This window comes from Arenibacter sp. 6A1 (genome assembly GCF_012272855.1).
Taxonomy (GTDB): domain Bacteria; phylum Bacteroidota; class Bacteroidia; order Flavobacteriales; family Flavobacteriaceae; genus Arenibacter.
In genome coordinates, this window is record NZ_JAAXCQ010000009.1 from 65917 (window position 1) to 79434 (window position 13518).

A 13518-nucleotide genomic window follows, 5' to 3' on the forward strand; every position below is an offset into this window, starting at 1 on the left:
TTTAATGTTAGTTTATATGAAATACGTTGTTGTGGTTCTCGGTTTATTAATTGCTTCTTGCTCTCAAAAGCAAGTAGAAAAGACTAGACCAAATATAATTTTTATGATGTCCGATGATCATGCCTATCAGGCCATTAGTGCTTATAGTGATAAGTTGATCCAAACTCCGAACATCGATCGGATTGCTAAGGAGGGAATGCTCTTTACCAATGCCAGTGTCACTAATTCTATTTGCGCCCCTTCTAGGGCGGTAATCCTTACTGGGAAGCACAGTCACTTAAATGGGAAAATTGATAACTTAAGTAAATTCGATACTACCAATGTTACCTTTCCTCAATTGTTGCAGAAAGCAGGATACCAAACAGCGATGTTTGGAAAACTTCATTTTGGAAACAATCCAAAGGGTTTTGATGAATTTAAAATATTACCAGGTCAGGGCAGTTATTACAATCCTAAATTTATCACTCAAAAAGGCGATACCATTATTAATGGGTATGTTACGGATATTACCACCGACCTTGCCTTGGATTGGCTAGAGCATCGCAGGGTTCCGGAGAAACCTTTTTTGTTGATGTATTTACACAAAGCACCGCACCGTGCCTGGTATCCGGACGAAAAACACTATAAAGAATTTACAAAAAAGACATTTCCCTTACCTGCAACCCTTTTTGATGATTATGAGGGTAGGGTGGCTGCCAAAACCGCAGAAATGAATATTTTAAATCACATGCTTTTATCGTATGATAATAAGATAGAAGAAGATGTTTTAAAGCGATTAAAGGTTAAAGGCGGTGCACGTTCAGAAGTTAACCGAATGACCCCCGAACAGCGAAGTAGTTGGGATAGCGTTTACGGAGCGATTAACGAGGACTTTGAGAAACGTTACCCGACCATGGATGATAAGCAGCTGATGGAGTGGAAGTACCAACGCTATCTTCAGGATTATTTGGGTACTATAGCTTCGGTTGATGAAAATGTAGGGCGGTTGATGACTTATTTAGATGATCATAAACTGTCGGACAACACCGTGATTATCTATACTTCTGATCAAGGATTTTATTTAGGGGAGCATGGATGGTTCGACAAGCGTTTTATGTACGACGAGTCTTTTAAAACCCCACTTTTAATAAAATGGCCTCATAAAATTACTCCTGGGACTTCGGAAGACGAAATGGTTCAAAACTTGGACTTTGCCCAAACTTTTTTAGAAATGGCCGGAGTTACTGCGCCTAAAGACATGCAAGGGAAGAGTTTAGTGCCTCTTTTAACGGGAAAAAAAGAACAATGGGATAGGGATGCGGTGTATTACCATTATTACGAATATCCTTCCGAACATGCAGTGAAAAGACATTATGGAATCGCTACCAAAGAATACAAGATCATCCATTTTTATCATGATGTAAACGAATGGGAATTGTACGATCGAAATAAAGACCCTCAAGAGCTCAATAACGTTTTTAACGACCCTAAGTACGCCCCAATTGTAATAAAAATGAAACAAAAACTAAAAGAGGTCCGAGAGAAATATAAAGATTCCGAAGCTTTGGACAACCATTATATACAATTATATAAGGACTAATTTAAAAAATCAGCATATCATTAAAAACAATATAAATTAAAGAAAGATTAAATTATGAATAGAATATTTTACCTGTTGGTTGCTTTTTGTTCCTTTTGGGCACAAGGGCAATTTATCCCCGCACCCGATAATGTGAGTTATCAAGAAGGTAGTTTTGTGCTAGACAACAGTACAGGCGTTGTTTTAAAAAAAATAAGTAAAGACGAAGGGAAGGCGCTAGTACAGTACTTGGTAGATAAGATCGAAGATGAGACGGCCGTTAAGATCAGCCAGAAAAAAACAACCCAAAAGAATATTGTTTTTGAACTGACAGAAAGAGCCGATGAAGAGCTCGAAGACGAGGGGTATAAGTTAAAAATATCATCTTCAGAGATTCGGATAACCGCTAATTTTAAAGCGGGACTTTTTTACGGTGTACAGTCGCTCTTGCAATATGTGTATAGCAACAATACCCAACAGCCAATACAATTGGCAAACCTGGAAGTAACAGATTATCCCAACGTAAAATGGAGGGGGTTTGTATTAGATGTGAGTCGGCATTTTTATTCCGTAAAGACCATCAAAGAAATGCTAGATCTTATGGCTTTTTATAAATTGAATGTTTTTCATTGGCACCTTACCGACAACGAGGGCTGGCGTTTAGAAATCAAGAAATATCCTAAATTAACTGCTGTGGGGGCCTGGAGAAAAGAGATCCCAGGAAGTGTAATCTATAAGCCTGACTCGACCTATGTGAAAAAATTAGACGGAAAACCTTTTATTTATGGGGGTTATTATTCCCAAAAGCAGGTAAAAGAAATTGTCGAATATGCGCAGGACCGAAATATTACCGTTATTCCAGAAATCGATATGCCGGGGCATTCAGGGGCGGCCTTATCGGCATATCCAGAATTCTCTTGTGAAAAACATATTCAGGAGACGCCAAACTCAACCCTATGGAACGGAGTGGTTGATCCCTTAAAGGTTAATTTAAACTACTGTGCCGGCCAAGAATCGACCTTCCAATTTTTAGAAGATGTACTTACAGAAGTAATAGCCCTTTTTCCATCGACCTACATTCATGTTGGTGGTGATGAAGTAGATAAATCCTATTGGGAAAAATGCGATAAGTGTCTAGGCAGAATTGAAGACGAAAACCTAGGTGATGCAAATGGATTGCAGAGCTATTTTATTAAAAGAATGGCCAGATTTCTTGAGGCAAACGACCGTAAGCTTATCGGTTGGGACGAGATCCTGGAAGGAGGAGCTCCGGAAAATGCCATGATAATGAGCTGGAGAGGTGAAAAAGGGGGTATAAAAACGGCTAAATTAAAACAAGAGGTGATTATGGTGCCTAGTGATCCATTATATTTTAATAGATATCAGGACGATCCTCAAAATGAACCTTTTGCTGCTCGTTTTTCAATCAATACCCTAGAGAAAGTATATCAATATAATATTATTCCAGAAGTTCTTTCAGCAGCGGAAAAAACATATATAAAAGGCGCACAATTTGCTGTATGGACCGAGTTTATTTCTTCGGTAGAACATTTAGAGTATATTCTAATGCCTAGAATGCCGGCCTTTGCCGAAAATTTGTGGTCTAAGCCCCAAAATAAAAATTATGACGATTTTATCTCGCGCTTAAATCAGGGACATTTTGACTATTGGAAGCGAAATGGAATACGTTTCCACCCCAAAGAGTATCAAAAGTCGATTTATTAAAACTGCTTTGGACGGTTTTAAGGATTCTTTTTTGAAATTTAAGAAAAGGGTTGTAATTATGTCGTACATAATCCTTTTGAAGCGCGGTCATATCCGAATCGAAAAGGAATTAATTTAGTTATATATCATGATTAAAAAAATTATAGCATTAGGACTTTTGTTCAGTTGCTGGACAACTTTTTCCCAACAAAATGATTGGGAAAATCCATTGGTAGTAGAAAGAAACAAATTAGCACCTAGGGCGACTTCGATTTCATATCCAAATGAATCTTTGGCCTTAAAAGGGGCAATTAGCAGTTCTCCAAGGTATAAGTCCTTAAATGGGAACTGGAAATTTAATTGGGTTCCTACACCAGATTTGGCTCCTAAGGATTTTTATAAACAAAAGTACAATAGCGACACTTGGGGAGAAATCCCAGTCCCAGCGAACTGGGAACTCAATGGGCACGGAATGGCTATTTATACCAATGTAGTATATCCTTTTGTCCCTGTGGCACCGCCTTTTGTTCCTGCAGATGATAACCCCACGGGGAGTTATTTAACCTCTTTTTCAGTACCGTCGGACTGGAATGATAAAAAAGTTGTCCTTCATTTTGGGGGGGTAAGTTCGGCCTTTTATGTTTGGGTCAACGGAGAAGAAGTGGGGTATAGCCAAGATAGCAGGCTGCCGGCAGAATTTGATATCACTCCGTATTTAGTGGAAGGAGATAATTCGTTGGCGGTAAAGGTGTATCGTTGGAGCGACGGTTCTTATCTAGAAGACCAAGATCATTGGAGACTTAGCGGTATTCATAGAGATGTATTTTTAGAGGCTATGCCAAAAGTTCACATCAATGACTTTTTTGTGCTTACCGAACTCGATGAAGACTATAATAATGCGACTTTAAAAATAAAAACCACCTTCAGTAATGAAGATGACCTTGACCTAGCTGGTTATAAAATTAAGGCCCAATTGTTTTCTGCCAATGGGACGCCGGTTTTGGACACTTTATTAGAGAGAAATGTGAACGATTTATTGAAGCAATGGTCGCCACCAAGGGGACAAAAGAATTTTGCTTCCTTAGAAAAGGAAATTAAAAACCCATTAAAATGGTCTGCAGAGTTTCCTAACCTATATAAGCTAGTGTTATATCTAGAGGATGCGCAGGGTAACTTACTAGAAACTAGAAGCGTTAAAGTCGGATTTAGAGAAATAGAAGTAGTAGATGGCGAGCTATTGGTGAACGGTAAACCTGTGTTGCTCTATGGTGTTAATAGACATGACCACGATGAAAATACGGGGAAAGTGGTAAGCTATGAAACCATGCTGAAGGATGTGTTGTTGATGAAGCAGTTTAATTTTAACGCGGTGCGTACCGCGCATTACCCCAATAACCCAACATGGTACGACTTATGTGACGAATATGGTATTTATGTCATGGACGAGGCCAATTTAGAGACACACGGATTGGGAGGAACGCTTTCTAACGATCCAATGTGGAGCTATGCGTTTTTAAAACGTGGTATTGCCATGGTAGAAAGAGATAAAAATCACCCTTCTATTATTTCATGGTCCTTAGGAAATGAAAGCGGTATGGGGCCAAACCATGCGGCCATGGCCGGTTGGATCAAAGATTACGACCCTTCTCGTTTGTTGCATTACGAGGGAGCACAGGATCTGATAAATACAGGACAGCCTAACCTAAAACCCGATCCTGCTTATGTCGATATATTAAGTAGAATGTATAACGATGTGGACTATATGGTAGAATTGGCGCAGCAAAAAAACGATAATAGACCTATTATTTGGTGCGAATACGCACATGCCATGGGGAATTCCTTGGGCGATTTTGTATCGTTTTGGGACGCTATTAAAGCAGAGAAACGTTTAATCGGTGGGTTTATATGGGATTGGACCGATCAGGGAATCGCCAGAACCGATGAAAATGGCAAGAAGTACTGGGCTTATGGAGGCGATTTTGGAGAAACCATTCATTTGGGGAATTTTTGTATCAACGGTGTGGTATCACCGGACCAAACTCCAAAACCAGCCCTTTGGGAAAGTAAAAAGGTCTTTCAACCTATAAGCGTTCAGGATATTAATCTAGAGAAAGGAGAGTTTGTCGTAAAAAACTGGCATCATTTTGCAAACTTGGATAAGTACAATGTAAACTGGAGTATGAGTGCCAACGGCATTGAAATTCAATCCGGAAAATTAGCGTCAATTTCATTGGAGGCCGGAGATAGTAAAACAATCTCAGTCCCTTTTAAGAAGCCAAGGATAAAAGAAGGAGAGGCGTATTACTTAAAACTGTCCTTTGTCTTAAAAGAAGATGCCTCTTGGGCAAAAAAAGGACATGAAGTGGCATGGGAACAGTTTGAAATGCCGTGGAAGTTTATAGGTGATACCACCGAAAACTTCTCTAAAATGAAGGATGTGGTTTTGGAAAAAGGACAGGATGAAACCACTATTTCTTTGAATTCATTCCGCCTTGGCTTTGATAATGCAAACGGACTTCTTTCTTCCATTAAAAAAAATGGTAAAGAATGGCTAAAAGCTCCTTTAACGGTAAACTTCTGGCGTGCATTAACCGATAACGACGAAGCAAGCCAAGTTGAAAAAAGACAGGGCTTTTGGAAAAACACCCAGGAAAGAAGCCAATTGCTAGACTTTAATGTACAGGAAGTAAATTCAAAGTTTATAACGGTCACGGCGAAGACAAAACTTCATAAAAAAAATAGTAAGGATGCTGCGGCAATTGTAAATACTACCTATAAGGTGTACGGAAACGGAACTATTAATGTACAGTGTGCTATAGTTCCTAACGAAGAATTGCCCGAATTGCCCAGGTTTGGTATGCAACTGCAATTGAACGGTGAATTTGATAATTTGGAATGGTTTGGAAGAGGGCCTCATGAAAATTATCAGGATAGAAAAACAGGCGCAGCCGTTGGTTTGTTTAAGAAATCTGTAAAAAACGATTTTTTCGACTATGTAATGCCACAAGAAAGTAATAACTATATAGGGGTGCAGTTTTTTAAATTGGTCAATAACAAAGGATTTGGGATTTATGTGAAAGGAGACCAAGACTTGAGTATGAGTGCATGGCCTTATACTATGGAGGATATCGAAAAGGCAAAGCATATCAACGAATTACCGACAAGAGATTTGGTGACCCTGAATATCGATTACAAACAAATGGGTGTAGGTGGAGATAACAGTTGGAGTCTAAGGGCTAGACCGCACGAGGAGTTTAGGTTGGCTTCACAACCATATACCTACAGCTATACTATAAAGTTGTTGGATAAAAAGAAATAAAGTACGAAATGGTTTCAATGGATGTTATATTTTTGAGCTACCAAGAATTAATAGGAATTTAATAAATTAGAATATATGTATAAATTAATAGGGGCTACTTTTTCATTAGTATTTCTGTTGTGGGGGAAGGGTATTGATCCTAAAAATAAAACTGACGAAAGAAAAGAAGCGGTCGTAAACCAACAGTTTCAGCCTCCGATGATGGGGTGGGCCAGTTGGAACAACTATAGAGTGAATATCAATGAGGATATCATAAAGGCACAGGCCGATGCCATGGCTACATCTGGGCTAAAAGATGTTGGCTATTCGTATATCAATGTAGACGATGGCTTTTTTGGGGGTAGAGATGAAAACGGAGCTCTCTTGCATCATAAAGAGCGTTTTCCTAATGGGATGAAATCACTTGCCAAGTATATACATTCAAAAGGATTAAAAGCTGGGATATATTCGGATGCCGGGATTAATACCTGTGCGTCTTATTGGGATAAGGATACCATTGGTGTAGGAATGGGATTGTACGGTCACGAATACCAAGATCTAAATGTATTTCTTAAAAAGTGGGATTACGACTTCATCAAAATCGATTGGTGTGGCGGAGAATGGTTAGGATTAGATGAAGAGTCTAGATATACGGCCATTGGGAAGATGATTAAAGAGATTAAGCCTTCGGCCAAATACAATGTTTGTAGATGGGAGTTTCCTGGGGAGTGGGTTACACAGGTAGCCGATTCGTGGCGAATCTCTGGGGATATCGATAATACCTTTGAATCTATTTTGCATATTATTGACCTGAATGCCGATTTGTGGATGCATAGCAGTGCTGGGCATTATAATGATATGGATATGCTTCAGGTGGGTAGAGGGATGACCTATGAAGAAGATAAGGCGCATTTCTCTATGTGGAGTATAATGCATTCGCCACTTTTGTTAGGAAACGACCTGACCACCATGAGCAAAGAAACCTTAGATATTGTAACCAACGAAGAAATTATCGCCCTTAATCAAAGTCCGTTTGTATACCAAGCAAGACGTTTGGTAGACCAAGGAGATTTGGAGGTATGGGCTAAGCCTATGGTTTCTACCATGAGTGGGGAAGTAGCTGTGGCGCTTTTAAACCGTTCTAAAGAAACTGCTACAATGCGTCTCGATATGGAAACCATTGGGATCGATACCGATAAAGGGTACACTATGCGCGATTTATGGGCTAAGAAAGATTTTTCCGTTTCAAAAGAAGATTACAAAACCTTTACGGTCCCAGCACATGGTGTGGTGGTTTTAAAAGTAAAAGGAACGGCATTGCCTTATAACCGTTTTCAGTATAAAGATAAGGCTGTAACTCCTTAAGTCTGCGGCAAAATAAAAGAATCAGGAATAGCGGGGCATAGCAATGTCTCGCTTTTTTTTTGTTAAATTTTTAGAAATGGCTCCTTTAGGGGCCGCAGTCTTAATATAATGGGTTGAATTAGTAGGTCTTTAATTAGGTGTTTATGAGAAGCAACCTCTTAGAGTGTTTTTAAAATTTTGAAAACTAAGAAACATAACAACGCCATTTGTTTTAAATCCTTCCCTGATTTTTTGGTAGGCAATCCTCATTTGAGATTCAACTGTTTTAACCGATATATTCAATGTTTCGGCTATTTCAGTATATTTTTTGCCATCCCTTTTATGAAGTAGTAGAACTTCTCTGCATTTTGGAGGTAGCGTTTCAATTAAAGAATTTAGTTTTCTTGTTCTCTCCTCCTTGGTCGATTCTGAGTCCTCAATTCGGGAGCTAAGGGCATCGTATTTTAAATCGGACAGCACCTTTAAGCGGTATTCGTTTTTTTTATAATCGTTGATAAACTTGTTATGGGCAATACGAAAGAGAAAACTTTTAATGGTCGAATCGTCATGCATTTTTTTTCGATTGTCCCAAAAGATGATAAAACTATTTTGAACGATATCTTTAGCGGACTGCCGATCCTTGGTGAAGGTAGTGATGTAGGCCAGTAACGGCTCATAATATTTGTTGAAAACAATATTAAAAGCCTGTTGGTCAGAATTTTTTAAGGCATAAACTAAATCAATGTCCTTCATTGAATGGTACTGTTTAAATAAGTAATTGGTTTGGCAAATATGAAAAAAATAAAATAAATCAATTTTTTTTAAGGGTTATTTAAATGTAAACTGTTATTAAAGATGTAATGCTAAATGTACATGATTAAATTGGAAGAATTAATTATTAAATATTATACCTCAAGCTTGACTAAAGCTGAAACGGACGCCTTATTGAGGTTTCTAGAGGATCCTAAGAACCAAAAATTATTTAAAAAATATACTAGGGATTATTACAATCTAGAACTTGGACTACAAAATATTTCTTTAGAAGATGAGTTTTCGGACTTATGGAAAGAGATGGAAAGCAAAAAAAGAAGGCAATTAGTTCCAGGGCAGTATTTTCGAATGGCGGCCGTTTTTGTTTTGCTCTTATCTCTAGGAGGATTGTTATTTTGGTACTCCGGGGGTAGCCAGGAAATAATAAACGAAAATGCTGTGCAAATAACATTGGGAGATGGTACCGTAAAGGTTTTGGAAGAGGCTGGAAAGACCAAATTAGTAGGGGCGAAAGGTCAGGTTATTGGGGTGCAACAAGGGAATTCGTTGGATTATAAAAACCCCGACGATAGTTCAGAGTCTCGCCAAGAGAAACTTACTTTTAATGAATTGACGGTTCCTTATGGAAAAAAATTCCACCTTGTTTTGTCGGATGGCACCAAAATCTATCTTAATTCGGGTTCTACGCTAAAATATCCTCAGAAGTTTATGAAGGGGAATACTCGACAAGTATTCCTTGAAGGAGAAGGGTACTTTTCTGTAGCAAAAGATAGCGATCACCCTTTTGTAGTGACTACCGGCGATATGGATGTGAGAGTGTTGGGGACGGAATTTAATGTTTCGTCATATAATGAAGATAGTACGGCACATACCGTATTAGTGGAAGGCGCTGTAAGTATATATGAAAAGGACAACAAGTTTTATTCAGAAAACGGCCTAGTAATGGAGCCAGGCTATAAGGCAGAAATGAATAAAACCTCTGGAAATATATCGTTGGAAAAAGTAGATACGGAGATTTATACAGGATGGACCGAAGGAAAAATCATTTTTAAAAATACTCCCTTTACGGTAATTCGGAAAAAACTAGAAAGACATTATAATGTTTCTATTCAGAACAACAACAAAGCCCTGGATGAAAAAACTTATAATGCCGTATTCGATATTGAAAGTATAGAACAAGTCCTAAAAACCCTGAACGAACATTATCCAATAGAGTATACATATAAGAAGAACAAAATAATAATCAATTAACTTAAAACCATAACCGTATGAAATGACCCTCGCAACCCCTCCATGATCTAAGCTATAAAAAAAAACCAGGAAATGCTCGTAACATTCCCTGGAGATATAGTGTGATTCAAAACTATTTAAAACCACATAACTAATACAAATGTATGAAAAATCATATGGATTTAAAGATGCGGCATATGAAAGCGTATCAATTTAATTTAAAGATGAAATTAACAACCCTTGTAATGTTTTTTGCCCTGTTTCAGATACAGGCCAATTCGTATTCACAAAACACCAAAATAAGTCTAGACCTTAAAAATGTTCCAGTAGAGAATGTACTGGACAGAATAGAATCTATAACCGATTTTAAGTTCTTTTTGGATACAAAAGAAGTAGACCTTAAAAGATCGGTATCTATATCTGTGAACAAATCTAATATAACCGCTATCCTACAGAAAATTTTTGCGGATACACCTATTACCTATAAAATTTTAGAGAAGCAAATTATATTAAAGCACGACGCTACTAGGCCTACAAAGACTCGTAAGGAAAGCGATACTAAAATAGATGTGCAGCAACATACCGTAAAGGGGACTGTTTTAGACCCTCAAGGTCTTCCAATGCCTGGAGCCAGTGTTGTGGAAAAGGGAACTACCAATGGAACCCAAACAGATTTTGATGGACAATATGCCATTACGGTGTCTAAGCCAAATGGAATATTAGTCTTTTCTTATATCGGATATGCCACTAAAGAGATTGGAATTAATGCTAAGAGCCAAGTATCGGTGACTTTGGAAGAAAGTGCCGAAGGATTAGAAGAGGTGGTGGTTACTGCCTTAGGTATTAAAAAAAGTGAAAAAGCCTTGGGATATGCCGTTCAGGATGTAGGAGGGGCCATTTTGGAAAAAGCGCCAGAGGCCAATATCTTGAGTAATTTAACAGGTAAGGTTGCCGGTTTGACAATCTTTAATAGTACGGAATTTTTTAGCACTCCATCCATTAGCTTAAGAGGGGAGACTCCCTTAGTTGTAATCGACGGGATCCCTGTTTCTACTAATTTTTGGAATGTGAGTCCCAATGATGTCGAAAATATTACTGTTTTAAAGGGAGCTACTGCTTCTGCTCTTTACGGATCTAAAGGTTCTGGAGGAGCCATCATGATTACTACTAAAAAAGGCAGTGAAGGAAAAATAAGTGTTACTTTTAATAGTAGTACTATGTTTAAGGCAGGTTATGTGGCTATTCCAGAACCACAGACCGTGTACGGAACGGGTGATAATGGACAGTATCGTTATGGTGATGGTGCTGGAGGTGGAGTTAATGATGCAGGCTCCTACGTTTGGGGACCAAGGATGGATGTGAGAGATCCCAGTACTCAAAGTGGCTGGAAAGAAATAGCACAATGGGACAGTCCTATAGATCCTATGACTGGAGAACGAATTCCGACACCATACCGCTCTAGAGGAAAGGATAATTTAAAAAACTTCCTGGAAACCGGGTATATAACGACCAATAACCTGAGCATTACCCAAAGTGGGGAAAAAGGGAGCTTTAGGGTTTCTACATCACATGCCTACCAAAAAGGACAAGTTCCTAATACAAGGTTAAATAATGCCACCCTTAACTTGGGAGGTACCATAACTTTAGGGAAGCTTAATGTGGAATCGTCTTTTACCTATAACAAACAGTTCTCTCCAAATAACCCAGCCACTGGTTATGGAGGTAGCGGGTATATTTACAACCTATTAGTGTGGTCTGGTGTTGATTATGATCTACGCGATTTTAAGGATTATTGGCTCGTTGAAGATGTACAACAAAAATTTTACCAATATACGCCATGGTATAACAACCCTTATTTCTTGGCCTATGAAAATGAAAGAGGCTACTATCAGGATGGAGGATATGGGTTTTTGACCTTAAATTACGATATCCTAGATGGGTTAACCCTAACAAATCGTACCGGTATAAACAACCAAACTGTTCAAAATACCACCAATACTCCTTTAAGTTTGGGGCAAGGCCTTGGTAATTATTCGGAATCTTCAAGTCAAGACTTCACCATTAATTCCGATGTACTGCTTAATTATGACAAAGAGATTACATCCGATTTAGATCTTAATGCACTGGTAGGGGCAACACTTAATTTTAACGAGTATAAAAGCCTTTCTGCAAGTACTGACGGACTAAATGTTCCAGGTTTTTATTCCTTGTCAAACTCTACCAACCCAGTCAGCGCTTCCAATTATTTAAGTAAAAAACAAGTGAACAGTTTGTTCGGGAAAATGGGGGTAGCTTATAAAAATGGTCTCTTTTTAGATGTTACCGGGCGTAACGATTGGTCTTCTACCTTGCCAAAGGAAACAAGGTCTTATTTTTATCCTTCTGCCGCCTTCAGTGGTGTGTTAACGGAATTTGTGACCTTGCCAAAACTGTTCTCCTTCGTAAAATTCAGAGGGTCGTGGACCTTATCCAAGAAAGATATTGGTAGATACAGTATTAGACCGGTATATTCTGTGTCCTCCGATGTATGGGGCGGACAAAGTACGGCTTCATACCCGGGGTCTATTAGAGGAGCCGATGTAAAACCGGAAGAATCCAGAACCTATGAAATAGGAACTGATATACGACTACTTAAAAATAGACTTCAATTAGATGTGTCTTATTATAATACCCTTCAGTATAACCTAATTGCCAACGCTTCGGTATCCGATGCCTCAGGGTTTAACAGTAAAACTACCAATACAGATGAGCAATTTGAGAAAAAAGGTTTTGAAATTGTTCTTAGTGGTACACCTATAAAAAAAGAAAATATTGGGTGGGAAACCCAATTGAATTTATCAACTTACCGTTGGTATTGGGATCAATTGGATCCTGTTTTTTCTCCTAAAAACAGCTGGATTTATGAAGGTGCCCGGACAGATAATTTGGTGACTTATGATTGGGCTCGTGATCCTAATGGTAATATTATTCATAGTAACGGATACCCGGTTCAAGAGAACAACCAAAGTGTTATGGGGCATACTGGAGCCGATTTTGTTTGGGGATGGAACAATACCATTAACTATCATGACTTTAATCTGTCCTTCTCATTTGATGGAAGGGTAGGCGGCGATATGCACTCTAGTACAAATCAGGCGATGTGGAATTCTGGTACCCATCCGGAATCTGTCAACGAATACCGCGAAGCTGCTGTAAATGGGATTCCCGCCTATATTGGCAATGGGGTAGTGGTGACTTCTGGAGATGTAATTAGGGACGAAAGAGGAAATATTACTTCCGATACGCGTGTTTTTGCTGAAAATACTGCAGCAGTAAATTATATCACTTATATGAAAAGATATAATCCATATGTTGGAAATGTTACGACGCAAAATATTTTTGATGAAACATTTTTCAAGCTTAGAGAGGTAACCTTAAGCTATAACATACCGGAAAATATATATCAAAAAATTGGTGCTTCTTCCGCAAATGTGGGCATTGTAGGACGAAATTTATGGTTGTGGACCAAGGAGGTAAAACACATAGATCCGGATTATGGAAGCGATAACCTTTCTTCCGCATCCTACCGGAATATTGGATTTAATGTAAAAATTTCATTCTAATTTTTTAAGAC

At 38.5% G+C, this 13518-nt stretch carries 7 protein-coding genes; 6 read left to right on the forward strand and 1 reads right to left on the reverse strand.

From position 1 onward, the window contains the following. Positions 1-16 precede the first annotated feature (16 nt). From HCG49_RS10115 to HCG49_RS10130, 4 genes are all read left to right on the forward strand, one after another. Positions 17-1579 (forward strand): sulfatase, encoded by a 1563-nt coding sequence (locus HCG49_RS10115; protein ID WP_240938673.1) that lies wholly within the window; start codon positions 17-19, stop codon positions 1577-1579. Between the two features lie 54 nt (positions 1580-1633). Then, on the forward strand, positions 1634-3283 hold the full coding sequence (locus HCG49_RS10120) for a beta-N-acetylhexosaminidase (protein WP_168469415.1): 1650 nt from the start codon (positions 1634-1636) through the stop codon (positions 3281-3283). A gap of 127 nt (positions 3284-3410) precedes the next feature. Continuing rightward, positions 3411-6581, forward strand: a complete 3171-nt coding sequence (locus HCG49_RS10125) for a glycoside hydrolase family 2 TIM barrel-domain containing protein (protein ID WP_168469416.1) — start codon at positions 3411-3413, stop codon at positions 6579-6581. Between the two features lie 75 nt (positions 6582-6656). Beyond that, the gene (locus HCG49_RS10130; RefSeq protein ID WP_168469417.1) at positions 6657-7925 is read left to right on the forward strand and encodes a glycoside hydrolase family 27 protein; all 1269 of its coding nucleotides are present in this window, start codon (positions 6657-6659) and stop codon (positions 7923-7925) included. A gap of 141 nt (positions 7926-8066) precedes the next feature. On the opposite strand, the gene HCG49_RS10135 is transcribed toward HCG49_RS10130, so the two are convergent. Beyond that, complete coding sequence (locus HCG49_RS10135; protein WP_168469418.1) at positions 8067-8657, reverse strand: RNA polymerase sigma factor; 591 nt, start codon at positions 8655-8657, stop codon at positions 8067-8069. Positions 8658-8771: 114 nt separating this feature from the next. On the opposite strand from HCG49_RS10135, the gene HCG49_RS10140 reads away from it, so the two are divergent. Together HCG49_RS10140 and HCG49_RS10145 are read left to right on the forward strand one after the other, a co-directional pair. Beyond that, entirely contained in the window at positions 8772-9926 is a 1155-nt protein-coding gene (locus HCG49_RS10140) for a FecR family protein (RefSeq protein WP_168469419.1), read from the forward strand. A gap of 143 nt (positions 9927-10069) precedes the next feature. After that, positions 10070-13507: a SusC/RagA family TonB-linked outer membrane protein gene (locus tag HCG49_RS10145; RefSeq protein ID WP_168469420.1), complete on the forward strand. Its 3438-nt coding sequence runs from the start codon at positions 10070-10072 to the stop codon at positions 13505-13507. Positions 13508-13518: the final 11 nt, after the last annotated feature.

Coding starts and splice junctions, on each gene's coding strand:
- HCG49_RS10125 (WP_168469416.1), top strand. CDS start 3,411: ATGATTAAAAAAATTATAGCATTAGGACTTTTGTTCAGTTGCTGGACA.
- HCG49_RS10130 (WP_168469417.1), top strand. CDS start 6,657: ATGTATAAATTAATAGGGGCTACTTTTTCATTAGTATTTCTGTTGTGG.
- HCG49_RS10120 (WP_168469415.1), top strand. CDS start 1,634: ATGAATAGAATATTTTACCTGTTGGTTGCTTTTTGTTCCTTTTGGGCA.
- HCG49_RS10115 (WP_240938673.1), top strand. CDS start 17: ATGAAATACGTTGTTGTGGTTCTCGGTTTATTAATTGCTTCTTGCTCT.
- HCG49_RS10140 (WP_168469419.1), top strand. CDS start 8,772: ATGTACATGATTAAATTGGAAGAATTAATTATTAAATATTATACCTCA.
- HCG49_RS10135 (WP_168469418.1), bottom strand. CDS start 8,657: ATGAAGGACATTGATTTAGTTTATGCCTTAAAAAATTCTGACCAACAG.
- HCG49_RS10145 (WP_168469420.1), top strand. CDS start 10,070: ATGAAAAATCATATGGATTTAAAGATGCGGCATATGAAAGCGTATCAA.